The sequence below is a fragment of the Streptomyces sp. NPDC002004 genome, assembly GCF_053593975.1.
Window position 1 is genome coordinate 175,305 of the sequence record NZ_JBSFDP010000002.1, and the last position, 25,689, is coordinate 200,993.

General features: G+C 67.4%; 37 protein-coding genes. 35 read left to right on the top strand and 2 right to left on the bottom strand.

Annotated elements, in window-relative coordinates:
- The first annotated feature begins 140 nt into the window (after nt 1-140).
- The 4 genes from ACWCP6_RS03770 (at nt 141) to nshR (ending at nt 5,680) form a co-directional block, all read left to right on the top strand.
- Entirely contained in the window at nt 141-2,795 is a 2,655-nt protein-coding gene (locus tag ACWCP6_RS03770) for a lantibiotic dehydratase (RefSeq protein WP_450930702.1), read from the top strand.
- A complete protein-coding gene (locus tag ACWCP6_RS03775) occupies nt 2,770-3,711 on the top strand; it encodes a thiopeptide-type bacteriocin biosynthesis protein (RefSeq protein WP_450930703.1) in 942 nt (313 codons plus the stop codon). Before ACWCP6_RS03770 ends, ACWCP6_RS03775 begins: the two co-directional genes overlap by 26 nt.
- A gap of 144 nt (nt 3,712-3,855) precedes the next feature.
- Nucleotides 3,856-4,692: a class I SAM-dependent methyltransferase gene (locus ACWCP6_RS03780; protein WP_450930704.1), complete on the top strand. Its 837-nt coding sequence runs from the start codon at nt 3,856-3,858 to the stop codon at nt 4,690-4,692.
- A 178-nt stretch (nt 4,693-4,870) separates the two neighbouring features.
- A complete protein-coding gene (gene nshR / locus ACWCP6_RS03785; protein ID WP_450930705.1) occupies nt 4,871-5,680 on the top strand; it encodes an NshR/TsnR family 23S rRNA methyltransferase in 810 nt (269 codons plus the stop codon).
- 141 nt (nt 5,681-5,821) lie between these two features.
- On the opposite strand, the gene ACWCP6_RS03790 is transcribed toward nshR, so the two are convergent.
- On the bottom strand, nt 5,822-6,874 hold the full coding sequence (locus ACWCP6_RS03790) for a hypothetical protein (protein WP_450930706.1): 1,053 nt from the start codon (nt 6,872-6,874) through the stop codon (nt 5,822-5,824).
- 124 nt (nt 6,875-6,998) lie between these two features.
- Nucleotides 6,999-7,154 (bottom strand): thiocillin/thiostrepton family thiazolyl peptide, encoded by a 156-nt coding sequence (locus ACWCP6_RS03795; RefSeq protein WP_450930707.1) that lies wholly within the window; start codon nt 7,152-7,154, stop codon nt 6,999-7,001.
- A gap of 1,159 nt (nt 7,155-8,313) precedes the next feature.
- Here ACWCP6_RS03795 and rpsJ point away from each other — a divergent pair.
- The 31 genes from rpsJ (at nt 8,314) to truA (ending at nt 25,685) form a co-directional block, all read left to right on the top strand.
- Nucleotides 8,314-8,622: a 30S ribosomal protein S10 gene (gene rpsJ, locus ACWCP6_RS03800; protein WP_003948644.1), complete on the top strand. Its 309-nt coding sequence runs from the start codon at nt 8,314-8,316 to the stop codon at nt 8,620-8,622.
- Between the two features lie 17 nt (nt 8,623-8,639).
- Nucleotides 8,640-9,284, top strand: coding sequence for a 50S ribosomal protein L3 (rplC, locus tag ACWCP6_RS03805; RefSeq protein WP_450930708.1), 645 nt, complete (start codon nt 8,640-8,642; stop codon nt 9,282-9,284).
- Between the two features lie 8 nt (nt 9,285-9,292).
- A complete protein-coding gene (gene rplD, locus ACWCP6_RS03810) occupies nt 9,293-9,946 on the top strand; it encodes a 50S ribosomal protein L4 (RefSeq protein ID WP_450930709.1) in 654 nt (217 codons plus the stop codon).
- The gene (gene rplW / locus ACWCP6_RS03815) at nt 9,946-10,362 is read left to right on the top strand and encodes a 50S ribosomal protein L23 (RefSeq protein ID WP_450930710.1); all 417 of its coding nucleotides are present in this window, start codon (nt 9,946-9,948) and stop codon (nt 10,360-10,362) included. The genes rplD and rplW overlap by 1 nt, the downstream gene beginning before the upstream one ends.
- A 38-nt stretch (nt 10,363-10,400) precedes the next feature.
- On the top strand, nt 10,401-11,237 hold the full coding sequence (rplB, locus tag ACWCP6_RS03820; RefSeq protein WP_450930711.1) for a 50S ribosomal protein L2: 837 nt from the start codon (nt 10,401-10,403) through the stop codon (nt 11,235-11,237).
- Nucleotides 11,238-11,249: 12 nt separating this feature from the next.
- A complete protein-coding gene (gene rpsS / locus ACWCP6_RS03825; RefSeq protein WP_033528345.1) occupies nt 11,250-11,531 on the top strand; it encodes a 30S ribosomal protein S19 in 282 nt (93 codons plus the stop codon).
- Nucleotides 11,532-11,584: 53 nt separating this feature from the next.
- Nucleotides 11,585-11,932, top strand: coding sequence for a 50S ribosomal protein L22 (gene rplV / locus ACWCP6_RS03830; RefSeq protein WP_450930712.1), 348 nt, complete (start codon nt 11,585-11,587; stop codon nt 11,930-11,932).
- On the top strand, nt 11,932-12,759 hold the full coding sequence (gene rpsC, locus ACWCP6_RS03835; protein WP_450930713.1) for a 30S ribosomal protein S3: 828 nt from the start codon (nt 11,932-11,934) through the stop codon (nt 12,757-12,759). The genes rplV and rpsC overlap by 1 nt, the downstream gene beginning before the upstream one ends.
- Before the next feature lie 5 nt (nt 12,760-12,764).
- Nucleotides 12,765-13,184 carry a 50S ribosomal protein L16 gene (rplP, locus tag ACWCP6_RS03840; RefSeq protein WP_450930714.1) on the top strand — a complete coding sequence of 140 codons (420 nt, stop codon included), beginning with the start codon at nt 12,765-12,767 and terminating at the stop codon, nt 13,182-13,184.
- The gene (rpmC, locus tag ACWCP6_RS03845) at nt 13,184-13,408 is read left to right on the top strand and encodes a 50S ribosomal protein L29 (protein WP_003974259.1); all 225 of its coding nucleotides are present in this window, start codon (nt 13,184-13,186) and stop codon (nt 13,406-13,408) included. The genes rplP and rpmC overlap by 1 nt, the downstream gene beginning before the upstream one ends.
- A complete protein-coding gene (gene rpsQ, locus ACWCP6_RS03850; RefSeq protein WP_450930715.1) occupies nt 13,408-13,692 on the top strand; it encodes a 30S ribosomal protein S17 in 285 nt (94 codons plus the stop codon). Before rpmC ends, rpsQ begins: the two co-directional genes overlap by 1 nt.
- A 127-nt stretch (nt 13,693-13,819) precedes the next feature.
- Entirely contained in the window at nt 13,820-14,188 is a 369-nt protein-coding gene (gene rplN, locus ACWCP6_RS03855) for a 50S ribosomal protein L14 (RefSeq protein ID WP_003998823.1), read from the top strand.
- Nucleotides 14,189-14,190: 2 nt separating this feature from the next.
- On the top strand, nt 14,191-14,514 hold the full coding sequence (rplX, locus tag ACWCP6_RS03860; protein WP_086726220.1) for a 50S ribosomal protein L24: 324 nt from the start codon (nt 14,191-14,193) through the stop codon (nt 14,512-14,514).
- Entirely contained in the window at nt 14,514-15,071 is a 558-nt protein-coding gene (rplE, locus tag ACWCP6_RS03865; RefSeq protein ID WP_019329632.1) for a 50S ribosomal protein L5, read from the top strand. Before rplX ends, rplE begins: the two co-directional genes overlap by 1 nt.
- A gap of 5 nt (nt 15,072-15,076) precedes the next feature.
- Nucleotides 15,077-15,262: a type Z 30S ribosomal protein S14 gene (locus tag ACWCP6_RS03870; protein WP_003956452.1), complete on the top strand. Its 186-nt coding sequence runs from the start codon at nt 15,077-15,079 to the stop codon at nt 15,260-15,262.
- A 212-nt stretch (nt 15,263-15,474) separates the two neighbouring features.
- Nucleotides 15,475-15,873 (top strand): 30S ribosomal protein S8, encoded by a 399-nt coding sequence (rpsH, locus tag ACWCP6_RS03875; RefSeq protein WP_030046382.1) that lies wholly within the window; start codon nt 15,475-15,477, stop codon nt 15,871-15,873.
- A gap of 24 nt (nt 15,874-15,897) precedes the next feature.
- Nucleotides 15,898-16,437, top strand: coding sequence for a 50S ribosomal protein L6 (gene rplF / locus ACWCP6_RS03880; RefSeq protein WP_450930716.1), 540 nt, complete (start codon nt 15,898-15,900; stop codon nt 16,435-16,437).
- 3 nt (nt 16,438-16,440) lie between these two features.
- Entirely contained in the window at nt 16,441-16,824 is a 384-nt protein-coding gene (rplR, locus tag ACWCP6_RS03885; protein ID WP_450930717.1) for a 50S ribosomal protein L18, read from the top strand.
- A 40-nt stretch (nt 16,825-16,864) separates the two neighbouring features.
- Complete coding sequence (gene rpsE / locus ACWCP6_RS03890) at nt 16,865-17,470, top strand: 30S ribosomal protein S5 (protein ID WP_030788249.1); 606 nt, start codon at nt 16,865-16,867, stop codon at nt 17,468-17,470.
- Entirely contained in the window at nt 17,470-17,652 is a 183-nt protein-coding gene (rpmD, locus tag ACWCP6_RS03895) for a 50S ribosomal protein L30 (RefSeq protein ID WP_392715884.1), read from the top strand. The genes rpsE and rpmD overlap by 1 nt, the downstream gene beginning before the upstream one ends.
- A gap of 2 nt (nt 17,653-17,654) precedes the next feature.
- On the top strand, nt 17,655-18,110 hold the full coding sequence (gene rplO / locus ACWCP6_RS03900) for a 50S ribosomal protein L15 (RefSeq protein WP_450930718.1): 456 nt from the start codon (nt 17,655-17,657) through the stop codon (nt 18,108-18,110).
- Nucleotides 18,111-18,299: 189 nt separating this feature from the next.
- Entirely contained in the window at nt 18,300-19,613 is a 1,314-nt protein-coding gene (gene secY, locus ACWCP6_RS03905) for a preprotein translocase subunit SecY (RefSeq protein ID WP_450930719.1), read from the top strand.
- Nucleotides 19,613-20,272 carry an adenylate kinase gene (locus ACWCP6_RS03910; protein ID WP_450930720.1) on the top strand — a complete coding sequence of 220 codons (660 nt, stop codon included), beginning with the start codon at nt 19,613-19,615 and terminating at the stop codon, nt 20,270-20,272. The genes secY and ACWCP6_RS03910 overlap by 1 nt, the downstream gene beginning before the upstream one ends.
- Nucleotides 20,273-20,406: 134 nt before the next feature.
- Nucleotides 20,407-21,243 (top strand): type I methionyl aminopeptidase, encoded by an 837-nt coding sequence (gene map, locus ACWCP6_RS03915; RefSeq protein ID WP_450930721.1) that lies wholly within the window; start codon nt 20,407-20,409, stop codon nt 21,241-21,243.
- 225 nt (nt 21,244-21,468) lie between these two features.
- The gene (infA, locus tag ACWCP6_RS03920) at nt 21,469-21,690 is read left to right on the top strand and encodes a translation initiation factor IF-1 (RefSeq protein ID WP_003948620.1); all 222 of its coding nucleotides are present in this window, start codon (nt 21,469-21,471) and stop codon (nt 21,688-21,690) included.
- Between the two features lie 72 nt (nt 21,691-21,762).
- Complete coding sequence (rpmJ, locus tag ACWCP6_RS03925) at nt 21,763-21,876, top strand: 50S ribosomal protein L36 (RefSeq protein WP_003974245.1); 114 nt, start codon at nt 21,763-21,765, stop codon at nt 21,874-21,876.
- Nucleotides 21,877-22,065: 189 nt separating this feature from the next.
- On the top strand, nt 22,066-22,446 hold the full coding sequence (gene rpsM, locus ACWCP6_RS03930) for a 30S ribosomal protein S13 (RefSeq protein WP_450930722.1): 381 nt from the start codon (nt 22,066-22,068) through the stop codon (nt 22,444-22,446).
- A gap of 64 nt (nt 22,447-22,510) precedes the next feature.
- On the top strand, nt 22,511-22,915 hold the full coding sequence (gene rpsK / locus ACWCP6_RS03935; protein ID WP_003948617.1) for a 30S ribosomal protein S11: 405 nt from the start codon (nt 22,511-22,513) through the stop codon (nt 22,913-22,915).
- A gap of 185 nt (nt 22,916-23,100) precedes the next feature.
- A complete protein-coding gene (locus ACWCP6_RS03940; RefSeq protein ID WP_450930723.1) occupies nt 23,101-24,123 on the top strand; it encodes a DNA-directed RNA polymerase subunit alpha in 1,023 nt (340 codons plus the stop codon).
- A gap of 140 nt (nt 24,124-24,263) precedes the next feature.
- Nucleotides 24,264-24,755, top strand: coding sequence for a 50S ribosomal protein L17 (rplQ, locus tag ACWCP6_RS03945; protein WP_450930724.1), 492 nt, complete (start codon nt 24,264-24,266; stop codon nt 24,753-24,755).
- Nucleotides 24,756-24,830: 75 nt separating this feature from the next.
- Nucleotides 24,831-25,685 carry a tRNA pseudouridine(38-40) synthase TruA gene (gene truA / locus ACWCP6_RS03950; RefSeq protein WP_450930725.1) on the top strand — a complete coding sequence of 285 codons (855 nt, stop codon included), beginning with the start codon at nt 24,831-24,833 and terminating at the stop codon, nt 25,683-25,685.
- Nucleotides 25,686-25,689: the final 4 nt, after the last annotated feature.

Here is a 25,689-nt window from a genome sequence, read left to right on the forward strand (position 1 = left end):
GGAGTTCGTGCTCGTGCGATCGGACGATTTTTCGGAACGACGGACCTACGCGTCCCGGGAGGCGTGATCCGCTTGCGAGTTCTTGCCGGTCCGTACTGTTCTCGCGCGAATGTTTCGCGCCGTATCGAGGGCGCTGCTCGATGAATGTGAACATCAGTCCCTACGTCGTCTACCGGCGGGGCAGGCTGCCCGTCGCCGAGCTCGACGACCTGCGATTCGAGCAGACCTGGGCGAAGATCGACGAGTCGCGCGAACTGCGCGCCGAGAGCGAGCGCCGTGCAGGTGAGCTGTCGGATCTGCTGGCCGCGCTCGTACCGGACATGGACGACTCGGTGCGCACCGAGCTCGTCCGGCTGCGGCGCGACATCTTCAACCAGCGGGCCGATCGAGCACTGCGCCGCATCGAGACGCTGGAGCCGCATCTGGACGGCGGCACGCTGACGGAGCTGCGGACGTGGTACGACCTCGTCCGGCGCGCGGAACGCTGCGACGCCGAGTCGCTGTCGTCGCTGGAGCAGGAGAAGGAGTCGGCGCGGGACGGCTTCCGCCGGCTGTTCGACCACGACTCCATGGCGAAGAGCATCCAGCTCTCCGGCGACCAGCTGTACCAGAGCCTCCAGCGGTACGTCTCCGGCGAGAGCGGGTCCGTCAAGCCGAGCAAGGCGCGCACCTTCGAGTCCTCGCTGGTCAACTTCGCCTATCGAGCGGCCCTGAAGCCGTCGCCGTTCGGCCGTTTCACCGAGGTCGGCGCCTTCCCGCCCGACCTGGCCGGGGCCGACGGTACGACGGACGACACCGCGACCCACTCCGAGACGACGCTGAACCGCGTCCTGCTGAACTGGATGCTCGGCGCGTTGCAGCGCGTCCCCGGCGGCCTGGAACTCGGCACCCTGCTCCTGAACTCGTCGCTGCGGTCGGACGCGACGTCGGTCGAGTTCATCGGGATCAAGGCCGACCCCCGCGCCGCCAACGGGTTCGGCGGCTCGGAAGCGGTGGTGCGGATCAAGCGTGACGCGACCGTCGACCGCGTTCTGGAACTCCTGGCGGAGGGCTCCGCACCCGTACCGGCGGTGCTGGAGGGCCTGACCGGGCTCACCGGCGACGAGGCCGTCAGCCGCAAGATCCTCAACGCGCTCCTGCGCACCGGTCTGCTGTCCTACCGCCCCGGCTTCGACGAGCAGGACCCTGCGTACTCCGAGAAGTTGACGGAGTTCCTCGGCTCCGGGACGAGCGGGGCCACGTCCGCCGTGGCGGGTCACCTCGCCACCCTGCGGGCGCTGGAGACCGGTTTCCCGGACGCTTCGGCTCCGGAACGGCAGTCCCTGCTGCAGGCCGCGGACCGGGCCATCACCGGTATCGCGGAGGTGTGCGAGGTCGGCGTCCCGCCCGAGGCGGTCGTCCGCTCTCCGGTGTACGAGGACGCCTGGACACGGGCGCTGCCCGCCACCTGGAACCTGGGTTCCGTCACCGGGAACCTTCCCGCCCTGGAGAGCCTCTGGAGGTTCTCGTCACTGCTCGACTACGGGCAGGTGAAGCGACTGGGGCTGTACTCGTTCGCCCTCGCGCACTTCGGCGACCGCGAGACCCTGCCGTTCCTGGAGTTCTTCGACCGGTTCACCCGGCTGTCGGAAGCGGAGCAGGACGATGTGCTCGGGGGCCGGGAGTCCGTCCTCGCGGCGGACTTCGCCACCCGGCGCACCCAGGCGCTGCGCGAGATCGGCAAGCAGGTCGTCGAGGAGGACGGGGTGCTGCGCCTCGACCCGCGCGCAGTCGCCGACGCGTGCGCGGCCGTGCAGGACTCCGTGGACCCCACGTCCATCACCTTCCGTCTCCAGTTCGCCCGCGGTGCCGCGCCGGAGCCCACGGTCGTGGTGAACGGCGTGCTCACCGGGTACGGCGTCTATTTCTCGCGGTTCAGCAAGTTCATCGAGGGGTCGGGCGTCGACGGATGGACGCTGCGCTCCGCGCTGCGGGAGCACCTGCGCAGCGCCGCCCCGCGGCAGGTGGATCTCAATGCGGTGCTCGGGTTCAACTTCAACCTGCACCCGCCCCTGACGGACCGGGTACTCAACTACCCCGGGTCGTGGCCCGCGGCGGGGGACCAGAAGGCCTACGGTCTCGGCGACCTGCTCATCCGCGTGGATCACGACAACCGGAGCCTGGTTCTCTGGGACCCCGTGGCCGGGGAAGCCCTCGACCTGATGCCCCTGAACTTCCTGATCCCCGTCGGGGTGCCCGTGCTGTACCAGTTGCTGGAGGCGCTGAGCCCGACCACGCGGTACCCCTGGCATCCGTTGAACAACATCCGGGACGCGCTGGATCCCAGTTCGTACCCGGGCTCGTCCCCCCGTCTCCAGGTCGGCGACGTCGTCGTCGACCGGCAGTCCTGGACCGTGCCGGCGAAGGACATTCCCCTGCTGGCCGAGGTGAGCAAGGACTCGTACACCGCGCTGACCGCGTTCGACGAGTGGCGTCGCAGCCGTGGCCTGCCGCGGCACGCGTTCGTGCTCTGCCAGACGCTGGCGGAGTACAACGTGCTGGCCGGCCGGACCAGGGGTCTCCCGCGGAACTGGTCCGACTTCGAGCACCTGCACAAGGCGAGCGTCCACAAGCCGATGTACGTGGACTTCCGGAATCCCTACCTCGTGCGGAGCTTCGCCAAGTCCGCGCTGTCGCGGGACGGCGTCTACGTGTCGATTCGAGAGTGCCTGCCGGCCGTGGACGAGTACGACCAGGGACCTGGACCGGCAGCCGCAGAGGAGTTTTTCGTTGAGCTCTACCGAGACAAGGCGTAACGGCCCGGCCCGGGGTGGCTGGCGCGCATTCCACATCTATCTGCCGCACTCCCTGCAGACCGGGTTCCTGTGCGATGCGGTTGCTCCGCTCGTGCGGGATGCCGGCGACGGAGGCCGTTTCTTCTTCCTCCGTTACTGGCAGGGCGGCCCGCACATCCGGCTCAGGATCGACGGCGCATCCGATGCCACCCTCGAGTCGGTCGGGGCGTCGCTGGCCGCCGCGGTCCCGCAGCTCACGGCGGAGCTGTCCGACGAGTACGCCTACGAGGTCTCCCTGCAGTCCCAGCTGGCCGACCTCGAAGGCGAGAAACCGGCGGACATCAGGCCGGCCGGCACCGTCGAACGGGACGAGTACGTTCCCGAGTACCGGAAGTACGGCGGGCCCGCGGGCGTCGACATCGCCGAACGCGTCTTCAGCGCGACCTCCGTCGCCGTGCTGGACGTTCTCTCCGCCCGGCCGGGCCGCGAGCTCAAGGCGCCGATCGGGGAGGCCATGAGGTTCACGGCGATGTCGCTCAGCGGCTCGGGGCTGGGTGTCCAGGAAAGCCGGGAGTTCCTCGACAGGTACGAGGCCTGGTGGCGTCCCTATGTGCCCGCGGGGTACGACGCCATGTGGGAGGGCCTGTACGCCAAGATGCGCGACAACGTGCGGAACCTCTGCACCTCGGTCTGGCACCAGGGCAGAACCGACGCGCTCCACGGCATCTACGCGGACGCGCTGACCGCCGCGCGCTCCCTCCCCGGTGCGGTGACGGACGGCGATCTCGCGGAGCTCCGGCTCGGGGAGACGACGTACGCGCACTGCCTTTCGAACTACATCCACACCACCAACAACCGGTTGGGCATCATCCCGGCCGGCGAGGCCTTCATGGCGCATGTGATGCGACGGGCGCTGGACGAGCTGGAACCCGTATGAGCCGCGGTGCGTGGGAGCCGGGTCCGGCCGGCGGACACCGGCCCCGCGCACGTACCGCAGGCGGTCGGATGGCGAAGGCGCGCGGGAGCCGGACGGTGCACGGCACCCGGCTCGCGCGCGAGGCAGAGCAGAGGGGGGCCGTACATGTCGGTCGTCGACCGGTCCAATGTGGTGCAACTGCGCGCGTGGAACGGTGAGCTGGGTGCGTACTGGGTCGAGCGGGCGGACCGGTTCGACCAGGGGCTCGCCGGCTACCAGCAGCGGCTGCTCGCCGCCGCACAGGCCGAGGAGCGCACCATCGCGCTGGACATCGGCTGCGGCACCGGCCGGACCACACGGGACCTTGCGCGGATCGCGAGCGCGGGCACGGTGACGGGCGTCGACCTGTCCACCGGAATGCTCGAGCTCGCGCGGCAGCGGGCGCTGCGCGACCAGGTCGCCAACGTGACGTTCGTGCAGGCCGACGCGCAGGTGTACGCGTTCGAACCGGGACGGTTCGACCTGGCGGTGAGCAGGCACGGCGCCATCTACTTCGGCGACCCGGCGGCGGCGTTCGGCAACATCGCCTCGGCACTGTGCCCCGGCGGGCGGCTGGCGATGCTCTCCTGGCAGCCGGTGGAACACAACGAGTGGATGCGTACCTTCCGGGAGATCTTCGCGGCGGGCCGCGCACTGCCCGGAACGACGCCCACACCCGGTTCGTTGAGCGATCCCGGCCAGGTGCGTGCGCTGCTGAGCGGGGCGGGGTTCGCCGGCATCGAGGTCGAGGGCCTGCGCCGGCCGATGTACCTCGGCGACGACGTCGAGGACGCCGAGCGGTTCGTCATCGGCCAGTTCGGCTGGATGCTGCGCGGCGTCGACGCGAGCACCGTGGCGAAGGCCCACGACGAACTGCGCGAGAACCTGCGCACGCATCACTCCCGCGAAGGGGTGCACTACGGCTCGGCGGTGTGGCTGATCACCGCTGTCCGGCATGAGTGAGCACCGTGCTGCCCGGTGGCACCGCACCACCCCCCAAGGAGCATCCGGCGGCGGCGGTTCGGGCGGGTGCGGTCGGGTCCGGGAGTGGCTCCGGCCGTGCGCGGCCTCGGTTGCGCGGGCCCGGTCCCTTCGGAGGCCGGGCCGACGACCGCCTGAACCGATCATGTAAAATTCCGCCATGACCAGCCTCGACGTCATCACCGGGAAATCCGATCCCGCCGTACAGAGAATCATCGACGTCACCAAGCATTCGAGATCCGTTGTCCGGACGGCGCTGATCGAGGACACGGAGCCGCTGCTCGAATGCATTCGCGCGGGGCTGGACTTCATCGAGGTCTACGGCACCGACAGCAGTCCCGTGCCGAGCGAACTGCTCGATGCCTGTCAGCAGCGGAACATTCCGCTGCGTCTGATCGAGTCCTCGATCGTCAACCAGGTGTTCAAGACCGACAAGCGCCCCAAGACGTTCGGTATCGCCCGGGTCCCGAGGCCTCGTGGCTTCGACGATCTGGCCGGCTCGACCGGCGACGTCATCGTCCTGGACGGGGTGAAGATCGTCGGGAACATCGGTGCCATCGTCCGGACGTCCTTCGCGCTCGGAGCCGCGGGCATCGTCCTCGTGGACAGTGATCTCGTCAGCATCGCGGACCGGCGGCTCGTCAGGGCGAGCCGGGGATACGTGTTCTCGCTCCCGATCGTCCTCGCGTCCCGGGAGGAGGCGATCGACTACTTCCGCGACAGCGGCATGCGGCTGATGGCCTTCGACGCCGAGGGTGATTTCACCGTCGACGATCTCCGTGGCCTCGACGAGCGGCTCGCGCTCCTGTTCGGCAGCGAGAAGACCGGCACGTCGAGCGGTTTCGAAGGCATCGCGGCGAACTCGGTGTCGATCCCGATCAACCCGTCGGCGGAGTCGCTGAACGTCTCCGTCTCGGCCGGGATCGCGCTGCACGGGCGGGCCGGACGGAATCTCTCCGACGGTCGATGAGCCGCACGATGCCACGGTGATCACGGCGACCTGAGGGCGGTCCGGGTCCGTGGCAGCACATGACCGGCGGTGCGGAGCGGCACATGCTCGGCTGCGCGCTGCGATGGGCGTGATCATCCGCGCGCAGCCGCACCCGGGGCATCAGCTCGCGAGCAGCCTCGCGAGCGAGCCGAGTCCTTGCTGGAGCTCCTGCGTGGACTTCCCCGCAACGTCCTCGTTGGCGCGCGCGAGGATGTAGCAGAACAGATAGCGCTCCACCAGGCCGAAGCCCAGCGTGTGCAGGCAGCTGTAGAGCAGGCTGGTCTGGATGCGGAAGGCCAGGAAGTCCGGGTTCCGGTGCAGCAGCTGTTCCATCGCCTCCGACATGAAGGTGTGGAAGCGCGTCGGCCGCAGCGGTTCCTCCCTGTCCTTGAGATCCGCCAGTGTGGGGCCGTCGTCGACGATCCGGCCGGCCCGGAAGCTTTCGCGCACCTCGGCGAACTGCGCACGCATTGCGTCGGCCCAGGGGCGGATCAATGTGTCGTCGGCGTCGGGCAGCGGCGATGCCAGGCGGGAGGCGATGAATTCCCGGGCGTGGGCGCCGAGGCCGTCGTAGTACGCGGCATAGCGGCGCTCGAAGGATTCGGGATCGTTCACCCGGGCGTAGATGCCCTCGTAATGCGAGCGGTAGCTGAGCAGTCGCAGGGGGAGCAGGTCGTCGAAAGACAGTGACGGCACGTCCAGCTGTTCGGATTCCAGCAATGTCGCTGCGGAGTGGGCGACCATCAGGCGGAGGGCGAGAAGGTAGTTCCGGGTGGCGTCGTCGCCCAGTGCCGCCGCGAACTCGACCAGGGCCGGTGCCACGGCCCGATAGAGCCTCTTGGAGGCCGCGTCGAATTCGGAGCCGGCGAGTCCGGAATTCCACAGCGGTGAGGGGACCTTCTCGAAGGGGATCTCCTCGAAGGACGGAGTGAATCCGCGGGCCGTCGTCACCTGACGGACGCGGTCGCGTGCCTCGGACAGGGTGACCTGCTCGGATTCGAGACTGATGTGGAAGCAGTCGCCTCCGCTTTCCTGGTCCCAGGTCCGTACGAAGAAGTAGTCGCCGTTCCGGAAGGGCTGCGCCGAGGCGAACAGGTCCGTGACGACGCCTCGAAATCCCTGCGGCACAAGGGACCCGCCCTGGTCCACGGGGATCGTCACCAACAGATGCACCGGCAAGCCTCCCGACACCGTGTCGTACCCATTTCGCGCGGTTCTTCCACAAAAAAGGCTGCTGCCGGGACCGGCCTCACTGAGAAGGCACGTGCCCCGGCAGCAGCCGACCTCATCGCTGATATCAGGACGAGGACGAGGACGAAGAACTGCATGCACAGCCACTGCATGTGCACGAAGCTGCCATCACCTGGGACAGCGTCTCGTCATCCTTGCCCGAGTCGGCCAGCAGGTCCGAGATCTCAAGCGCGTTGAGGTCCAGCTCCTGGATGTTGTCCATGTAAATCACCCCCCTCCGTTGCAAAAACAACACTAGCAATCCGAAAAGGAATTTCATGCCTGGCTTTTAAGTCATGGTTGACTTCTGATTTCATGCCGAAAAACAGGGGCATATCAGACAAAAGGGATGTCGAATGGCCGCGGCGGCCGGCTGCGTGATCGAAAGAGTGGGCGGTGCGGCGCTTGTGCCCCACCGACGAGGATTCGACGGTGGCACCCTGGGCGGCACTCACCGCTCCTCACCTGGCCTCTTCGGCCGAGAATCGATGAACCATCCGGCGGTCGGAACCGTCGCGGGTGCGCGGCGACAGCAGGGCGCAATCCAGGGCTCACGGTCCGTGAGGTATCGACGGGAAAGCCTCGACCGGCGTGGTCCTCCTCTTCGGCGCCGCCGGGCTATCCCCATGGCTTGTGGCGGCTGCGAAGGTGTGCCGGCTCCGTGGCGGCTGCGACATGACTCCGTGGTGGCCTCGACGTGGCTCCGTGGCGGCTTCGGCGCCGCTTCCGCGGGACTTCCGGAGGGGGGTGGCGATCGTCGCGGCCCTGCCGTCCCTCAGGAGACGGAAGGGTGGCTCGCGCAGGGGCTCGTTGCCCGGTCGGGGCCTGCCGCGCGACGGCCGGGACGTATGGACAGGGGTGGCCACCCTGTGTACGCGCGCACGCGCACCACGTCGGTGCGTCGGCACCCACCCCACCGACCGCGGAAGCCGCATCGTCGGCGCGCCCGCGCCGCGGGTTTGACGTGAACTCGCCCCGGGGTAATGTCTTCGGCTCGATTGGCCAGCCCAGCACCCCGTATGGCAGACTATCGGGGTTGCTCGGTTGAGTGCCGATGCTGCGCGCCTCCCGCCGGGAGGACTGGAAGCGAGTCCCACAGTACTCGTCGCTCCAACTGCCGTAAGGCAGCGCTGGGGCGGACGTACGGGAATCTTCCGGGAAGTGTCAGCGGGGTGCCTCGGCCAGGCACCCGGTGTCACGCGGCTTCGGTCGATTGCGGCTCAGCGCCGGTCCTGCGGTTTCGGCCGTGCCCCCCAGCAGGGAAATCCTCAGGGATATCCATGTCAGCGGGAGCGCGACACGCCCGACCGCGTGGGTCGGAGAAAAGCGGAGCAGATGCCGGGTTCCAGAGCGTTTACGAGAGACAGGACTACGAAGTAGCCATGGCGGGACAGAAGATCCGCATCCGGCTCAAGGCCTACGACCACGAGGTCATCGACTCCTCGGCGAAGAAGATCGTCGAGACGGTGACCCGTACTGGTGCGTCGGTCGCGGGCCCGGTGCCGCTGCCCACTGAGAAGAACGTGTACTGCGTCATCAAGTCGCCGCACAAGTACAAGGACTCGCGCGAGCACTTCGAGATGCGCACGCACAAGCGCCTGATCGACATCCTCGACCCGACCCCCAAGACCGTTGACTCTCTGATGCGACTCGACCTTCCGGCCGGTGTCGACATCGAGATCAAGCTCTGAGGCCGGTGATCTGAGAGATGGCTAAGCAGATCAAGGGCATCCTGGGCGAGAAGCTCGGCATGACGCAGGTGTGGGACGAGAACAACCGTGTTGTTCCGGTCACCGTCGTCAAGGCCGGGCCCTGCGTCGTTACCCAGGTCCGTACGAACGACACCGACGGCTACGAGTCGGTCCAGATCGCCTTCGGCGAGATCGACCCGCGCAAGGTGAACAAGCCCCTCAAGGGCCACTTCGCCAAGGCCGACGTCACCCCCCGTCGCCACCTCGTCGAGATCCGTACCGCTGACGCCAGCGAGTACACCCTCGGCCAGGAAGTGACCGCCGAGACCTTCGAGGCCGGCGTCAAGGTCGACGTCACCGGCAAGAGCAAGGGCAAGGGCTTCGCCGGTGTCATGAAGCGCCACAACTTCCGTGGCCTCGGCGCCGGACACGGCACCCAGCGCAAGCACCGCTCTCCCGGTTCCATCGGTGGCTGCGCCACCCCGGGCCGTGTGTTCAAGGGCCTCCGTATGGCTGGCCGCATGGGCAACGAGCGGGTCACCACCCAGAACCTGACCGTCCACGCCGTTGACGCGGAGAAGGGTCTGCTGCTCATCAAGGGCGCGGTTCCCGGTCCGAACGGCGGCCTCGTCCTGGTCCGTACCGCGGCCAAGGGGGCCTGAGGTAACCGATGAGCACCATTGACATCCTTTCGCCTGCTGGCGACAAGGCCGGGTCCGTCGAGCTCCCCGCGGAGATCTTCGACGCCAAGGTCAGCGTTCCGCTGATCCACCAGGTCGTCGTCGCGCAGCTGGCCGCTGCCCGCCAGGGCACGCACAAGACCAAGACCCGTGGCGAGGTCCGCGGCGGTGGCAAGAAGCCGTACCGCCAGAAGGGCACCGGCCGCGCCCGTCAGGGTTCGACCCGTGCGCCGCAGTTCGCCGGCGGTGGCGTCGTCCACGGCCCGCAGCCGCGTGACTACTCGCAGCGGACCCCGAAGAAGATGAAGGCCGCCGCCCTGCGCGGTGCCCTCACCGACCGGGCCCGTCACAACCGCATCCACGTCGTCTCCGGCGTGATCGCGGGCGAGACCCCGTCCACCAAGGACGCCAAGGTCCTGTTCGGCAAGATCAGCGAGCGCAAGAACCTGCTGCTCGTCGTCGAGCGTGCCGACGAGGCCGCGTGGCTGTCCGCCCGCAACCTGCCCCAGGTTCACATCCTGGAGCCGGGCCAGCTGAACACGTACGACGTTCTCGTCTCGGACGACGTGGTCTTCACCCAGGCCGCCTTCGAGTCCTTCGTGTCCGGCCCGAAGGCCACTGACACCGAAGGGAGCGAGGCCTGATGGCTACGCGTCACCCGAGCATCGCCTCGAAGGCCGCCAAGGCCGCCAAGGCCGCGCGCGTCGCCAAGGCGAAGCGTCACGCCACCGAGGGCAAGAACACTGTCGAGACTCCGCTGAGCAAGAGCTTCACGGACCCCCGTGACGTTCTCGTCAAGCCGGTCGTCTCCGAGAAGAGCTACGCGCTCATCGACGAGAACAAGTACACGTTCATCGTCGACCCGCGGGCCAACAAGACCCAGATCAAGGAGGCCGTCCAGGCGGTCTTCTCGGTCAAGGTCACCGGGGTCAACACGATCAACCGCCAGGGCAAGCGCAAGCGCACCCGCACCGGCTTCGGCAAGCGTGCCGACAGCAAGCGCGCGATCGTGACCCTTGCCGAGGGCGACCGTATCGACATCTTCGGCCAGGCCTCCTAACGGAGCGCCTTGGTCCGATATCGGACGAGGACTGAGAAATGGGTATCCGCAAGTACAAGCCGACGACTCCGGGCCGTCGTGGCTCCAGCGTCGCCGACTTCGTCGAGGTCACGCGGTCCACGCCGGAGAAGTCGCTGGTCCGCCCGCTGCACAGCAAGGGCGGCCGTAACAACGCCGGTCGTGTGACCGTTCGCCACCAGGGTGGCGGACACAAGCGCGCCTACCGTGTGATCGACTTCCGTCGTCACGACAAGGACGGCGTGCCGGCGAAGGTCGCGCACATCGAGTACGACCCCAACCGCACCGCGCGCATCGCGCTGCTGCACTACGCCGACGGCGAGAAGCGCTACATCCTCGCCCCGCGCAACCTGCAGCAGGGTGACCGCGTCGAGAACGGTCCCGGGGCCGACATCAAGCCGGGCAACAACCTGGCGCTCCGCAACATCCCGGTCGGTACGACGCTGCACGCGATCGAGCTCCGCCCCGGTGGCGGCGCCAAGTTCGCCCGCTCCGCCGGTGCCTCCGTGCAGCTGCTCGCGAAGGAGGGCTCCTACGCCCACCTCCGCATGCCCTCCGGTGAGATCCGCCTGGTCGACGTGCGCTGCCGCGCCACCGTCGGCGAGGTCGGCAACGCCGAGCAGAGCAACATCAACTGGGGCAAGGCCGGCCGTAAGCGCTGGCTGGGCGTCCGCCCGACCGTTCGCGGTGTGGCGATGAACCCGGTTGACCACCCGCACGGTGGTGGTGAGGGCAAGACCTCCGGTGGTCGCCACCCGGTCTCCCCGTGGGGTCAGAAGGAGGGTCGTACTCGTTCTCCCAAGAAGGCGAGCAACAAGTACATCGTCCGCCGCCGCAAGACGAACAAGAAGCGCTAGGAGCGGGTTTAGATGCCGCGCAGTCTCAAGAAGGGGCCCTTCGTCGACGACCACCTGATCAAGAAGGTGGACGCCCAGAACGAAGCCGGCACCAAGAACGTCATCAAGACCTGGTCCCGCCGCTCGATGATCATCCCGGCCATGCTCGGCCACACGATCGCGGTGCACAACGGCAAGACCCACATCCCGGTGTTCGTCACCGAGTCGATGGTCGGCCACAAGCTCGGCGAGTTCTCGCCGACGCGCACCTTCCGGGGTCACGTCAAGGACGACCGGAAGTCGAAGCGCCGCTAGTCAGCGGGGTGTAACGACCAATGACGAACGTGTCAGACACTGAAGGGACAACCATGGAAGCCAGGGCCCAGGCGCGGTACATCCGCGTCACGCCCATGAAGGCCCGCCGCGTGGTGGACCTCATCCGTGGCATGGACGCCGCGGAGGCTCAGGCGGTCCTGCGTTTCGCCCCGCAGGCCGCGAGCGTGCCGGTCGGCAAGGTGCTGGACAGCGCCATCGCCAATGCCGCGCACAACTACGACCACACCGATGTCGACAGCCTCTTTGTTTCCGAGGCCTTCGTTGACGAGGGCCCGACCCTGAAGCGGTTCCGTCCGCGTGCCCAGGGCCGTGCCTACCGGATCCGCAAGCGGACCAGCCACATCACCGTGGTCGTCAGCAGCAAGGAAGGAACCCGGTAATGGGCCAGAAGGTAAACCCGCACGGGTTCCGGCTCGGCATCACCACGGACTTCAAGTCCCGCTGGTACGCCGACAAGCTGTACAAGGACTACGTCAAGGAAGACGTCGCCATCCGTCGGATGATGACGTCCGGCATGGAGCGCGCCGGCATCTCGAAGGTTGAGATCGAGCGCACCCGTGACCGTGTCCGCGTGGACATCCACACCGCCCGCCCGGGCATCGTCATCGGCCGCCGTGGCGCCGAGGCCGACCGCATCCGCGGTGACCTCGAGAAGCTCACGGGCAAGCAGGTCCAGCTGAACATCCTCGAGGTCAAGAACCCCGAGACCGACGCTCAGCTGGTTGCCCAGGCCGTTGCCGAGCAGCTGTCCTCCCGCGTCTCCTTCCGCCGTGCCATGCGCAAGAGCATGCAGTCGGCCATGAAGGCGGGCGCCAAGGGCATCAAGATCCAGTGTGGTGGCCGTCTCGGCGGCGCCGAGATGTCCCGCTCGGAGTTCTACCGCGAGGGCCGCGTGCCCCTGCACACGCTCCGCGCGAACGTCGACTACGGCTTCTTCGAGGCCAAGACGACCTTCGGCCGCATCGGTGTGAAGGTCTGGATCTACAAGGGCGACGTCAAGAACATCGCCGAGGTCCGCGCCGAGAACGCCGCCGCCCGTGCCGGCAACCGCCCGGCTCGTGGCGGTGCCGACCGCCCGGCCCGTGGTGGCCGCGGTGGCGAGCGTGGCGGTCGCGGTCGTAAGCCGCAGCAGGCTCAGGCTGCCGAGGCCCCCAAGGCCGAGGCTCCCGCCGCCGCTCCGGCTGAGAGCACCGGAACGGAGGCCTGACCGAAATGCTGATCCCCCGTAGGGTCAAGCACCGCAAGCAGCACCACCCGAAGCGCAGCGGTATGTCCAAGGGTGGTACGCAGGTTGCGTTCGGCGAGTACGGCATCCAGGCGCTCACCCCGGCGTACGTGACCAACCGCCAGATCGAGGCGGCTCGTATCGCGATGACCCGCCACATCAAGCGTGGCGGCAAGGTCTGGATCAACATCTACCCGGACCGCCCGCTGACCAAGAAGCCTGCCGAGACCCGCATGGGTTCCGGTAAGGGTTCGCCGGAGTGGTGGGTCGCGAACGTCAAGCCCGGTCGGGTGATGTTCGAGCTGTCGTTCCCGAACGAGAAGATCGCGCGCGAGGCCCTGACCCGTGCGGCACACAAGCTGCCGATGAAGTGCAAGATCGTTAAGCGCGAGGCAGGTGAAGTGTGATGTCGGCCGGTACCAAGGCGTCCGAGCTGCGTGAGCTGGGCAACGAGGAGCTTCTGGCGAAGCTCCGCGAGGCCAAGGAAGAGCTGTTCAACCTCCGCTTCCAGGCGGCGACCGGTCAGCTCGAGAACCACGGCCGTCTGAAGGCGGTCCGTAAGGACATCGCCCGGATCTACACCCTGATGCGTGAGCGCGAGCTCGGTATCGAGACGGTGGAGAGCGCCTGATGAGCGAGAGCAACGTGACTGAGAACAAGACCGAGCGCGGTTTCCGCAAGACCCGTGAGGGTCTGGTCGTCAGCGACAAGATGGACAAGACCGTCGTCGTCGCCGTCGAGGACCGCGTCAAGCACGCGCTGTACGGCAAGGTCATCCGCCGTACCAACAAGCTCAAGGCGCACGACGAGCAGAACGCCGCTGGTGTCGGCGACCGCGTCCTCCTCATGGAGACCCGGCCGCTGTCCGCCAACAAGCGCTGGCGCGTCGTCGAGATCCTCGAGAAGGCCAAGTAGGTAATTCCCGCAAGGGAATTCCAACAAGTAGGCCTGCGGGGCACATCCCGCAGGACAGTTCCGCCAGGCTCCGGGGGCCGCTCACTGAGCGGCCCCCGGGGAACCGGCAGACGATCAGGAGATAGACGTGATCCAGCAGGAGTCGCGACTGCGTGTCGCCGACAACACTGGTGCGAAGGAGATCCTTTGCATCCGTGTGCTCGGTGGCTCCGGTCGCCGCTACGCGGGCATCGGTGACGTCATCGTCGCCACCGTCAAGGACGCGATCCCCGGTGGCAACGTGAAGAAGGGTGACGTCGTCAAGGCGGTCATCGTTCGCACCGTCAAGGAGCGCCGTCGTCCGGACGGCTCGTACATCCGCTTCGACGAGAACGCCGCCGTCATTCTGAAGAACGACGGCGACCCTCGTGGCACCCGTATCTTCGGCCCCGTGGGCCGTGAGCTGCGCGAGAAGAAGTTCATGAAGATCATCTCGCTCGCGCCGGAGGTGCTGTAAGCATGAAGATCAAGAAGGGCGACCTGGTCCAGGTCATCACCGGTAAGGACAAGGGCAAGCAGGGCAAGGTCATTGCCGCTTACCCGCGCGAGGAGCGCGTCCTGGTCGAGGGTGTCAACCGGGTCAAGAAGCACACGAAGGCCGGCCCGACCGCCAGTGGTTCCCAGGCCGGCGGCATCGTGACCACCGAGGCCCCCATCCACGTGTCCAACGTTCAGCTGGTCGTGGAGAAGGACGGTCAGAAGGTCGTCACGCGCGTCGGTTACCGCTTCGACGACGAGGGCAACAAGATCCGCGTTGCCAAGCGGACGGGTGAGGACATCTGATGGCTACCACCACGACTCCGCGTCTCAAGACGAAGTACCGCGAGGAGATCGCGGGCAAGCTGCGTGAGGAGTTCTCGTACGAGAACGTCATGCAGGTTCCCGGCCTCGTCAAGATCGTGGTCAACATGGGTGTGGGCGACGCCGCCCGCGACTCCAAGCTGATCGAGGGCGCCATCCGCGACCTCACCACGATCACCGGCCAGAAGCCGGCCGTCACCAAGGCCCGTAAGTCCATCGCGCAGTTCAAGCTGCGTGAGGGTCAGCCGATCGGTGCCCACGTCACGCTCCGTGGCGACCGCATGTGGGAGTTCCTGGACCGCACCCTGTCGCTCGCGCTGCCGCGTATCCGCGACTTCCGTGGTCTGTCCCCCAAGCAGTTCGACGGCCGTGGCAACTACACCTTCGGTCTCACCGAGCAGGTCATGTTCCACGAGATCGACCAGGACAAGATCGACCGCGTCCGGGGTATGGACATCACCGTGGTGACCACGGCGACCAACGACGCTGAGGGCCGTGCCCTTCTCCGTCACCTCGGCTTCCCGTTCAAGGAGGCGTAAGCGAGATGGCGAAGAAGGCTCTCATTGCCAAGGCTGCTCGTAAGCCCAAGTTCGGTGTGCGTGCGTACACCCGCTGCCAGCGCTGCGGCCGTCCGCACTCCGTGTACCGCAAGTTCGGCCTGTGCCGCGTGTGCCTTCGTGAGATGGCTCACCGTGGCGAGCTGCCGGGCGTGACCAAGAGCTCCTGGTAACAACCCAGTTGGGTTGATACAGGACTCTCGGTAAGCATCTGGGTCCGGCAGGAGGCCCACCTCACATGCCGTAGGCTTGTGGGGTTGGGCGCCTGCCGTGCCCGTACGACTTACTACGCCGTAGGTCCACCGCGCCGCACCCGTCCCGTCTCGGATCGGGGAGAGGGATGGCGCACCAGGAAACCCCGGCGAGAGAGGCCGAAGGCCAATTCATGACCATGACTGATCCGATCGCAGACATGCTTACGCGTCTGCGGAACGCGAACTCGGCATACCACGACTCCGTGACGATGCCGGCATCGAAGATCAAGTCGCACATCGCGGAGATCCTCCAGCAGGAGGGCTTCATCACGGGCTGGCGCGTCGAGGACGCCGAGGTTGGCAAGAACCTCGTCCTCGAGCTGAAGTTCGGCCCGAACCGTGAGCGCTCCATCGCGGGCATCAAGCGGATCTCCAAGCCCGGTCTCCGGGTGTACGCGAAGTCCACCAACCTGCCGAAGGTGCTGGGCGGCCTCGGCGTGGCGATCATCTCCACGTCGCACGGGCTCCTCACCGACAAGCAGGCCGGCAAGAAGGGCGTGGGTGGGGAAGTCCTCGCCTACGTCTGGTAACGGAAGGGAACGGAGGAAACAGCTATGTCGCGCATTGGCAAGCTCCCCATCACGGTTCCCGCCGGCGTGGACGTCACCATCGACGGCCGTACGGTCCAGGTGAAGGGCCCCAAGGGCACCCTCTCCCACACCGTCGTCGCGCCGATCGACATCGCTAAGGGCGAAGACGGCACCCTCTCGGTGACCCGCCCGAACGACGAGCGTCAGAACAAGGCCCTGCACGGCCTGTCCCGCACGCTGGTGGCGAACATGATCACCGGCGTGACCCAGGGTTACGTGAAGAAGCTCGAGATCAGCGGTGTCGGCTACCGCGTCGCGGCGAAGGGCTCGAACCTCGAGTTCTCGCTCGGCTACAGCCACCCGATCCTGGTCGAGGCGCCCGAGGGCATCTCCTTCAAGGTGGAGACCCCGACCCGTTTCTCGGTCGAGGGCATCGACAAGCAGAAGGTCGGCGAGGTTGCGGCCAACATCCGCAAGCTGCGCAAGCCCGACCCGTACAAGGCCAAGGGTGTCAAGTACGAGGGCGAAGTCATCCGCCGCAAGGTCGGAAAGGCGGGTAAGTAAGCCATGGCATACGGGCAGAAGATCCTGAAGGGCGACGCCTACAAGCGCGCCGCGATCAAGCGCCGTCACATCCGGATCCGCAAGCGGATCGCCGGTTCGGCGGAGCGTCCCCGTCTGGTCGTGACCCGCTCCAACCGCCACATCGTGGCGCAGGTGATCGACGACCTCAAGGGTCACACCCTGGCGTCGGCGTCCACGCTGGACAGCTCGATCCGCGGTGGCGAGGGCGACAAGTCCGCGCAGGCCAAGCAGGTCGGCGCCCTGGTCGCCGAGCGCGCGAAGGCCGCCGGTGTCGAGGCCGTCGTGTTCGACCGTGGTGGTAACCAGTACGCCGGGCGCATTGCCGCCCTGGCGGACGCCGCCCGCGAAGCCGGGCTCAAGTTCTGAGCCGGTTCCGTAGCTAGCGGAAAAGAGAGAGGTAAATCCAATGGCTGGACCCCAGCGCCGCGGTGGCGGTGCCGGTGGCGGCGAGCGGCGGGACCGGAAGGGCCGTGACGGCGGCGCAGCTGCCGCCGAGAAGACCGCGTACGTTGAGCGCGTCGTCGCGATCAACCGCGTCGCCAAGGTTGTGAAGGGTGGTCGTCGCTTCAGCTTCACCGCGCTGGTCGTGGTGGGCGACGGTGACGGCACCGTGGGTGTCGGTTACGGCAAGGCCAAGGAGGTGCCGGCCGCCATCGCCAAGGGTGTTGAGGAGGCCAAGAAGCACTTCTTCAAGGTCCCCCGTATCCAGGGCACCATCCCGCACCCGATCCAGGGTGAGAAGGCCGCGGGCGTCGTCCTGCTCAAGCCGGCTTCCCCCGGTACCGGTGTTATCGCCGGTGGCCCGGTGCGTGCCGTGCTCGAGTGCGCCGGCGTTCACGACATCCTGTCGAAGTCGCTCGGCTCCGACAACGCGATCAACATCGTGCACGCGACCGTGGAGGCCCTGAAGGGTCTGCAGCGCCCCGAGGAGATCGCGGCTCGCCGTGGTCTGCCCCTCGAGGACGTCGCCCCCGCGGCCCTCCTGCGTGCACGTGCCGGGGCGGGTGCGTAATGGCCCGCCTCAAGATCACGCAGAAGAAGTCGTACATCGGCAGCAAGCAGAACCACCGTGACACCCTGCGGAGCCTGGGCCTCAAGCGCCTGGGTGACGTGGTCGTCAAGGAGGACCGCCCCGAGTTCCGCGGCATGGTGCACACCGTCCGCCACCTCGTGACGGTCGAGGAGGTCGACTGATCATGGCGGAGCAGAACCCGCTCAAGATCCACAACCTCCGTCCCGCCCCGGGCGCCAAGACCGCCAAGACCCGTGTTGGTCGTGGTGAGGCGTCGAAGGGTAAGACGGCCGGTCGTGGTACCAAGGGCACCAAGGCCCGCTACCAGGTTCCGGAGCGCTTCGAGGGTGGCCAGATGCCCCTCCACATGCGTCTCCCGAAGCTGAAGGGCTTCAAGAACCCGTTCAAGACCGAGTACCAGGTCGTGAACCTCGACAAGCTGGCCGCGCTCTACCCCGAGGGTGGCGAGGTCACGGTCGAGTCCCTCGTGACCAAGGGTGCCGTGCGCAAGAACAGCCTCGTCAAGGTCCTGGGCCAGGGCGAGATCTCCGTGGCGCTGCAGGTGACGGTCGACGCCGTCTCCGGCTCCGCCAAGGAGAAGATCACCGCCGCCGGCGGTACCGTCACCGAGCTCGTCTGATTCCTTCAGGCGTCTCGATGACTTGAACGATCCCACCGGGGATACCCCACATAAGGGGTATCCCCGGTTGGTCGTTCCACAGGGGGCAGACCCGCCGGTAAGGTGGCTGTACCTCATCCATTCGTCGATCTCGTCGATCCTCAAGACCGTCACCTCTGACGCATGTGCGCGGGGGTCGCAGGAGGCACCGTGCTCACCGCGTTCGCCCGGGCGTTCAGGACGCCCGACCTGCGCAAGAAGCTGCTCTTCACGCTGGCCATCGTCGTGGTGTACCGCGTGGGTACCCACATCCCGATCCCCGGCGTCAGCTACAAGAACGTCCAGATCTGCATGGACCAGGCGAACGCCAATACGGGTCTGTTCGGCCTCGTCAACATGTTCAGCGGCGGTGCGCTGCTGCAGATCACGGTCTTCGCGCTCGGCATCATGCCGTACATCACGGCGAGCATCATTCTGCAGCTGCTGACCGTGGTGATCCCGCGCCTGGAAGCCCTCAAGAAGGAGGGCCAGTCCGGCACGGCCAAGATCACCCAGTACACGCGGTACCTGACCGTCGCGCTGGCGATCCTCCAGGGCACCGGCCTGGTGGCCACCGCCCGCACCGGCACGCTGTTCCAGGGCTGCCCGGTCGCCGGCCAGATCGTGCCGAACCATTCGATCTTCACCACCGTCACCATGGTGGTCACCATGACCGCCGGTACGGCCGTCGTCATGTGGCTCGGTGAGCTGATCACCGACCGCGGCATCGGCAACGGCATGTCGATCCTGATGTTCATCTCGATCGCCGCGACCTTCCCCGGCGCGCTGTGGGCCATCAAGAAGCAGGGCTCCCTCGCGGGCGGCTGGATCGAGTTCGGCACCGTGATCCTGGTGGGCCTGGTCATGGTCGGCCTGGTGGTCTTCGTCGAGCAGGCCCAGCGCCGCATTCCGGTCCAGTACGCGAAGCGCATGATCGGCCGCAGGTCGTACGGCGGCACGTCCACGTACATCCCGCTCAAGGTGAACCAGGCGGGTGTGATTCCCGTCATCTTCGCGTCGTCGCTGCTCTACATTCCGAGCCTGGTGGCGCAGTTCGCGGGCGGGAACTCTGCCTGGAGCCAGTGGATCAAGGACAACCTTGTTAAGGGCACCCACCCGATTTACATCACCAGCTACTTCCTGCTGATCGTTTTCTTCGCCTTCTTCTACGTGGCCATCTCGTTCAACCCCGAGGAAGTCGCGGACAACATGAAGAAGTATGGTGGCTTCATCCCGGGCATCCGGGCTGGCCGACCGACCGCTGAGTACCTCAGCTACGTGCTCAACCGGATCACCTGGCCGGGTTCGCTGTATCTGGGACTGATCGCTCTCGTGCCGACGATGGCGTTGGCTGGCTTCGGGGCAAGCGGGAACTTCCCGTTCGGTGGGACCAGCATCCTGATCATCGTGGGTGTGGGTCTCGAGACCGTGAAGCAGATCGAGAGTCAGCTCCAGCAGCGCAATTACGAAGGGTTCCTCCGCTGATGCGAATCGTCCTCGTCGGGCCGCCCGGTGCCGGCAAGGGAACGCAGGCTGCGTTCCTCGCCAAGAACTTGTCGATCCCGCACATCTCCACGGGCGACCTGTTCCGCGCCAACATCAGTCAGGGCACCGAGCTCGGTAAGAAGGCCAAGGCGTTCATGGACGCCGGGAACCTGGTGCCGGACGAGATCACCATCGGAATGGCCAAGGACCGCATGTCCCAGCCGGACGCCGAGAACGGCTTCCTGCTGGACGGCTTCCCGCGGAACGTGTCGCAGGCCGAGGCCCTGGACGAGATGCTCAAGGCCGAGTCCATGAAGCTGGACGCCGTCCTCGACCTGGAGGTCCCCGAGGACGAGGTGGTCAAGCGGATCGCCGGCCGCCGTATCTGCCGCAACGACTCCAGCCACGTCTTCCACGTGTCGTACAAGCAGCCGGAGACCGAGGGCGTCTGCGATGTCTGCGGCGGCGAGCTGTACCAGCGCGACGACGACCACGAGGAGACCGTCCGCAAGCGGCTCGAGGTCTACCACACGCAGACCGAGCCGATCATCGACTACTACCGTGCCCAGGGCCTGGTCGTCACGATCTCGGCACTCGGCAAGGTGGACGACGTCACCGAGCGTGCGATGGACGCCCTGAAGGGCGAGCGCGCCGCTTAAGATCGACACAACGACACGGCCGCGGCTCCCTGCGGGGCGCCGCGGCCGTGGCGTGAGCGGGGGCGGGGTGGCTCCCCGCGGCCCTATCGTTGGGGTAACCCCCTCATTACTGGTGCAGGAAGGCGACAGCCGCAATGGTGCAGATCAAGACGCCCGAGCAGATCGCGAAGATGCGTGCGGCGGGACTGGTCGTCGCCGCGATCCACGCGGCCACCCGCGAGGCGGCGGTCCCCGGCGCGACCACCAAGGACCTCGACGACGTCGCGCGCAAGGTGATCGCCGAGCACGGAGCCAAGTCGAACTTCCTCGGCTACGGCGGGTTCCCCGCCACCATCTGCACCTCCGTCAACGAGGTGGTCGTCCACGGGATCCCCAGTGAGGACGTCGTTCTCAAGGACGGCGACATCATCTCCATCGACGCCGGCGCGATCATCGACGGCTGGCACGGCGACGCCGCCTACACCGCGTTCGTCGGCGGCGGCCACGCTCCGGAGCTGATCGAGCTCTCCCGGGTGACCGAGGAGTCGATGTGGGCCGGCATCGCCGCGATGAAGCAGGGCAACCGGCTCGTCGACATCTCCCGCGCCATCGAGACGTACATCCGCCGCCAGCCCAAGCCGGGCGGCGGCAAGTACGGGATCGTCGAGGACTACGGCGGCCACGGCATCGGCACCGAGATGCACATGGACCCGCACCTGCTGAACTACGTCGAGCGGCGCCGCGGCAAGGGCCCCAAGCTGGTCCCCGGCCTGTGCCTCGCGATCGAGCCGATGGTGTCCCTCGGCACTCCGCGCACCGAGGTGCTCGCGGACGACTGGACCGTGATCACCACGGACGGCACCTGGTCCTCCCACTGGGAGCACTCCGTCGCCCTGACCGAACAGGGCCCCCTGGTCCTCACCGCCCCCGACTGCGGCAGGGCGAAGCTGGCCGAGTACGGCGTCACCGTCGCACCGGACCCGCTGGGCTGACGTCCGAAGCAAGGGGGTCTCGGCGCCTCGCCGGACCCCCGCGTACGCCCCCGAGCCGCCGCGCCGCCGCGCGGCACCACCGGATGCGACCGGTGTGGGCCGGGGCACCCCTTCCGATTCGTCTTTTCCGAGAGCGCTGGCGTAGACTGACTCGTCGGCTCTCGTGCATACGCATGCCCGCATGCGCACGAGACCGATCAAGGTAGTCGATTCGAAGGGCGAAGCGTGGCCAAGAAGCAAGGTGCCATCGAGATCGAGGGCACTGTCGTCGAGTCTCTTCCGAACGCCATGTTCAAGGTCGAGCTCCAGAACGGCCACCAGGTCCTGGCACACATCAGCGGCAAGATGCGCATGCACTACATCCGCATCCTCCCTGACGACCGGGTCGTGGTGGAGTTGTCTCCGTACGACCTGACGCGTGGCCGGATCGTCTACCGCTACAAGTAGATCTTGCCCGCACTCCGTGCCTCCTCTCGAAGGAGCGCGGGTGGTGGCACTGACCCGGAGAACCTCACACCCATGAAGGTCAAGCCGAGCGTCAAGAAGATCTGCGACAAGTGCAGGGTGATCCGCCGTCACGGTCGGGTCATGGTCATCTGCGACAACCCGCGCCACAAGCAGCGCCAGGGCTGACGCACGACCGCACCCTCTGCATCCGCAGATCTCGCGCGACGCAAGCAACACATGTACATACGCAGGACCCGGACCCGATTCATCTGGTCCGACACCCCCGGTCGGAGGCCGGGGACCCAGTTCGTACCTGGTACGGCGGCTGGGAGCCGGTCCTGCGGAAGACCTCCGAGAATCAACTGGAGCCATTGAATGGCACGCGTTTCCGGTGTTGACATCCCGCGCGAAAAGCGTGTGGAGGTCGCCCTCACCTACGTGTTCGGCATCGGCCGGACCCTCTCGCAGCAGACGCTGGCTGCCACCGGCGTGGACCCCAACACCCGCGTTCGCGACCTGTCCGAGGAGGACCTGGTCAAGATCCGCGAGTACGTGGACGCCAACCTGAAGACCGAGGGTGACCTCCGCCGTGAGGTCCAGGCCGACATCCGTCGCAAGACCGAGATCGGCTGCTACCAGGGTCTGCGCCACCGTCGTGGCCTGCCCGTCCGCGGTCAGCGCACCAGCACCAACGCCCGCACCCGCAAGGGCCCGCGTCGCGCCATCGCCGGTAAGAAGAAGCCGGGCAAGAAGTAGTCCGCAGCGGACGCTCGTCAGCGGTCTTCGCTGTAGGACCGACCACCTCCCGTAGGAGTTATAGATGCCCCCCAAGGGTCGTCAGGGCGCTGCCAAGAAGGTGCGCCGCAAGGAAAAGAAGAACGTCGCTCACGGCCACGCGCACATCAAGAGCACGTTCAACAACACCATCGTTTCGATCACGGACCCGACCGGCAACGTGATCTCCTGGGCCTCCGCCGGCCACGTCGGCTTCAAGGGCTCGCGCAAGTCGACCCCGTTCGCCGCGCAGATGGCCGCCGAGTCGGCCGCTCGCCGCGCGCAGGAGCACGGCATGCGCAAGGTCGACGTCTTCGTCAAGGGCCCGGGTTCGGGTCGTGAGACGGCCATCCGTTCGCTCCAGGCGACCGGTCTCGAGGTCGGCTCCATCCAGGACGTCACCCCGACCCCGCACAACGGCTGCCGTCCGCCGAAGCGCCGCCGCGTCTGACGCTGCGCCGCCGCGTCCGACGCGGCAGCTTCGTACGGCTCCGGCCGTGCGGCCACGAGTGTCCGGGCGGTACGGCCCCCCAAGGGCCGTACCGCCCGTACCCTTGCAGTACCCGCACCGTGCACAGGTGCGGACCGTCGGGCGTCAAATAGCGGGCGCCCACGACTGAAGGATCTGATCCACACATGCTGATCGCTCAGCGTCCCTCGTTGACCGAAGAGGTCGTCGACGAGTTCCGCTCCCGGTTCGTGATCGAGCCGCTGGAGCCGGGCTTCGGCTACACCCTCGGCAACTCCCTGCGTCGTACGCTCCTCTCCTCGATCCCGGGTGCGGCGGTCACGTCGATCCGTATCGACGGTGTCCTGCACGAGTTCACCACCGTGCCGGGCGTCAAGGAGGACGTCACCGACCTCATCCTCAACATCAAGCAGCTGGTCGTGTCGAGCGAGCACGACGAGCCTGTCGTGATGTACCTGCGCAAGCAGGGCCCGGGTCTCGTCACCGCCGCCGACATCGCGCCCCCGGCCGGTGTCGAGGTGCACAACCCCGACCTCGTCCTCGCCACGCTCAACGGCAAGGGCAAGCTGGAGATGGAGCTGACCGTCGAGCGCGGTCGCGGCTACGTCTCCGCCGTGCAGAACAAGCAGGTGGGCCAGGAGATCGGCCGTATCCCGGTCGACTCCATCTACAGCCCCGTGCTCAAGGTCACGTACAAGGTCGAGGCGACCCGTGTCGAGCAGCGCACCGACTTCGACAAGCTGATCGTCGACGTCGAGACCAAGCAGGCCATGCGTCCGCGTGACGCCATGGCGTCGGCCGGCAAGACCCTGGTCGAGCTGTTCGGTCTCGCCCGCGAGCTGAACATCGACGCCGAGGGCATCGACATGGGCCCGTCCCCGACGGACGCCGCCCTGGCCGCCGACCTGGCGCTGCCGATCGAGGAGCTCGAGCTCACCGTTCGCTCGTACAACTGCCTCAAGCGCGAGGGCATCCACTCCGTGGGTGAGCTCGTCGCCCGCTCCGAGGCGGACCTGCTGGACATCCGCAACTTCGGTGCGAAGTCCATCGACGAGGTCAAGGCGAAGCTGGCCGGCATGGGCCTGGCCCTCAAGGACAGCCCGCCCGGATTCGACCCGACCGCTGCCGCGGACGCCTTCGGCGCCGAGGACGACGGCGACACCGGGTTCGTCGAGACCGAGCAGTACTGAGCAGTACCCGTTCGTGAGCCGCTCGGTCAGCCAGGACCGAGCGGCCCCGGACGGGCGTGATAGCTGCCCGCAGGCGTCCGTCTGCGGGGCCCTGACACCGGTACCTGACACGGCCGGTGCAGATCTCAAGGAGAAACACGATGCCGAAGCCCACCAAGGGTGCCCGTCTGGGCGGCAGCGCCGCGCACGAGAAGCTTCTGCTGGCGAACCTCGCCACGGCGCTCTTCGAGCACGGCCGTATCACCACCACCGAGGCGAAGGCCCGCCGTCTGCGGCCGTACGCCGAGCGTCTGGTCACCAAGGCGAAGAAGGGCGACCTTCACAACCGCCGTCAGGTGCTCCAGGTGATCACGGACAAGAGCGTCGTCCACACGCTCTTCACCGAGATCGGCCCGCGCTACGAGAACCGTCCGGGTGGCTACACCCGTATCACCAAGATCGGTAACCGCCGTGGCGACAACGCGCCCATGGCCGTCATCGAGCTGGTGGAGGCCCTGACCGTGGCCCAGCAGGCCACCGGTGAGGCCGAGGCGGCCACCAAGCGCGCCGTGAAGGAGGCCGAGACCAAGGTCGAGGAGACCCAGGTCGAGGACGCCGCCGAGGCTCCGGCCGAGGAGTCCAAGGACGCCTGAGCTTCGGCTCACGTCTGAGCGGGTCCGCCCCTGTCCGGGGCGGGCCCGCTTTCGCGTGCCTGAGAGGATCTATGTGTGAGTGACGAGGTAGAGCCCGGGTCGGTCCGGGTCCGTCTGGACCTGTCGTACGACGGGTCGGAGTTCCACGGGTGGGCGAAGCAGGCCGGGGGCCGGCGGACCGTGCAGGCGGAGATCGAGGACGCGCTGCGTACGGTGACGCGGTCGCGGGTGACGTATGAGCTGACCGTGGCCGGGCGGACGGACGCCGGTGTGCACGCACGGGGGCAGGTGGCCCACGTGGACCTGCCCGAGGAGCTGTGGGCCGAGCACCGCGAGAAGCTGCTGAAGCGGCTCGCGGGACGGCTGCCGAAGGACGTACGGGTGTGGTCGGTGGCCGAGGCGCCCGCCGGCTTCAACGCCCGGTTCTCGGCCATCTGGCGGCGGTACGCGTACCGGGTCAGCGACAACCCCGGCGGCGTCGACCCGCTGCTGCGGGGACACGTGCTCTGGCACGACTGGCCGCTCGACGTCGGTGCCATGAACGAGGCGGCCCGGGCGCTGCTCGGGGAGCACGACTTCGCGGCCTACTGCAAGAAGCGCGAGGGGGCCACGACCATCCGGACCCTCCAGGAGCTGAGCCTGGAGCGGGGGGCGGACGGGGTCGTCACCGCCACGGTCCGCGCCGATGCCTTCTGCCACAACATGGTGCGGTCGCTGATCGGGGCGCTGCTGTTCGTCGGCGACGGCCACCGGACCCCGGACTGGCCCGGGAAGGTGCTCGCCGCCGGCGTGCGGGACTCCGCCGTCCATGTGGTGCGCCCGCACGGGCTCACCCTGGAGGAGGTCGGCTACCCGGCCGACGAGCACCTGGCCGCGCGCAACCGGGAGGCGCGGAACAAGCGGAGCCTGCCGGGTCGCGGCTGCTGCTGAGCCC

What these genes read in the sequence shown, in the direction of transcription:
- ACWCP6_RS03770 (WP_450930702.1), top strand. Translation starts at nt 141, where the DNA reads ATGAATGTGAACATCAGTCCCTACGTCGTCTACCGGCGGGGCAGGCTG.
- ACWCP6_RS03780 (WP_450930704.1), top strand. Translation starts at nt 3,856, where the DNA reads ATGTCGGTCGTCGACCGGTCCAATGTGGTGCAACTGCGCGCGTGGAAC.
- nshR (WP_450930705.1), top strand. Translation starts at nt 4,871, where the DNA reads ATGACCAGCCTCGACGTCATCACCGGGAAATCCGATCCCGCCGTACAG.
- ACWCP6_RS03795 (WP_450930707.1), bottom strand. Translation starts at nt 7,154, where the DNA reads ATGGACAACATCCAGGAGCTGGACCTCAACGCGCTTGAGATCTCGGAC.
- rpsJ (WP_003948644.1), top strand. Translation starts at nt 8,314, where the DNA reads ATGGCGGGACAGAAGATCCGCATCCGGCTCAAGGCCTACGACCACGAG.
- rplC (WP_450930708.1), top strand. Translation starts at nt 8,640, where the DNA reads ATGGCTAAGCAGATCAAGGGCATCCTGGGCGAGAAGCTCGGCATGACG.
- rplD (WP_450930709.1), top strand. Translation starts at nt 9,293, where the DNA reads ATGAGCACCATTGACATCCTTTCGCCTGCTGGCGACAAGGCCGGGTCC.
- rplW (WP_450930710.1), top strand. Translation starts at nt 9,946, where the DNA reads ATGGCTACGCGTCACCCGAGCATCGCCTCGAAGGCCGCCAAGGCCGCC.
- rplB (WP_450930711.1), top strand. Translation starts at nt 10,401, where the DNA reads ATGGGTATCCGCAAGTACAAGCCGACGACTCCGGGCCGTCGTGGCTCC.
- rpsS (WP_033528345.1), top strand. Translation starts at nt 11,250, where the DNA reads ATGCCGCGCAGTCTCAAGAAGGGGCCCTTCGTCGACGACCACCTGATC.
- rplV (WP_450930712.1), top strand. Translation starts at nt 11,585, where the DNA reads ATGGAAGCCAGGGCCCAGGCGCGGTACATCCGCGTCACGCCCATGAAG.
- rpsC (WP_450930713.1), top strand. Translation starts at nt 11,932, where the DNA reads ATGGGCCAGAAGGTAAACCCGCACGGGTTCCGGCTCGGCATCACCACG.
- rplP (WP_450930714.1), top strand. Translation starts at nt 12,765, where the DNA reads ATGCTGATCCCCCGTAGGGTCAAGCACCGCAAGCAGCACCACCCGAAG.
- rpmC (WP_003974259.1), top strand. Translation starts at nt 13,184, where the DNA reads ATGTCGGCCGGTACCAAGGCGTCCGAGCTGCGTGAGCTGGGCAACGAG.
- rpsQ (WP_450930715.1), top strand. Translation starts at nt 13,408, where the DNA reads ATGAGCGAGAGCAACGTGACTGAGAACAAGACCGAGCGCGGTTTCCGC.
- rplX (WP_086726220.1), top strand. Translation starts at nt 14,191, where the DNA reads ATGAAGATCAAGAAGGGCGACCTGGTCCAGGTCATCACCGGTAAGGAC.
- rplE (WP_019329632.1), top strand. Translation starts at nt 14,514, where the DNA reads ATGGCTACCACCACGACTCCGCGTCTCAAGACGAAGTACCGCGAGGAG.
- ACWCP6_RS03870 (WP_003956452.1), top strand. Translation starts at nt 15,077, where the DNA reads ATGGCGAAGAAGGCTCTCATTGCCAAGGCTGCTCGTAAGCCCAAGTTC.
- rpsH (WP_030046382.1), top strand. Translation starts at nt 15,475, where the DNA reads ATGACCATGACTGATCCGATCGCAGACATGCTTACGCGTCTGCGGAAC.
- rplF (WP_450930716.1), top strand. Translation starts at nt 15,898, where the DNA reads ATGTCGCGCATTGGCAAGCTCCCCATCACGGTTCCCGCCGGCGTGGAC.
- rplR (WP_450930717.1), top strand. Translation starts at nt 16,441, where the DNA reads ATGGCATACGGGCAGAAGATCCTGAAGGGCGACGCCTACAAGCGCGCC.
- rpsE (WP_030788249.1), top strand. Translation starts at nt 16,865, where the DNA reads ATGGCTGGACCCCAGCGCCGCGGTGGCGGTGCCGGTGGCGGCGAGCGG.
- rpmD (WP_392715884.1), top strand. Translation starts at nt 17,470, where the DNA reads ATGGCCCGCCTCAAGATCACGCAGAAGAAGTCGTACATCGGCAGCAAG.
- rplO (WP_450930718.1), top strand. Translation starts at nt 17,655, where the DNA reads ATGGCGGAGCAGAACCCGCTCAAGATCCACAACCTCCGTCCCGCCCCG.
- ACWCP6_RS03910 (WP_450930720.1), top strand. Translation starts at nt 19,613, where the DNA reads ATGCGAATCGTCCTCGTCGGGCCGCCCGGTGCCGGCAAGGGAACGCAG.
- map (WP_450930721.1), top strand. Translation starts at nt 20,407, where the DNA reads ATGGTGCAGATCAAGACGCCCGAGCAGATCGCGAAGATGCGTGCGGCG.
- rpmJ (WP_003974245.1), top strand. Translation starts at nt 21,763, where the DNA reads ATGAAGGTCAAGCCGAGCGTCAAGAAGATCTGCGACAAGTGCAGGGTG.
- rpsM (WP_450930722.1), top strand. Translation starts at nt 22,066, where the DNA reads ATGGCACGCGTTTCCGGTGTTGACATCCCGCGCGAAAAGCGTGTGGAG.
- rpsK (WP_003948617.1), top strand. Translation starts at nt 22,511, where the DNA reads ATGCCCCCCAAGGGTCGTCAGGGCGCTGCCAAGAAGGTGCGCCGCAAG.
- ACWCP6_RS03940 (WP_450930723.1), top strand. Translation starts at nt 23,101, where the DNA reads ATGCTGATCGCTCAGCGTCCCTCGTTGACCGAAGAGGTCGTCGACGAG.
- rplQ (WP_450930724.1), top strand. Translation starts at nt 24,264, where the DNA reads ATGCCGAAGCCCACCAAGGGTGCCCGTCTGGGCGGCAGCGCCGCGCAC.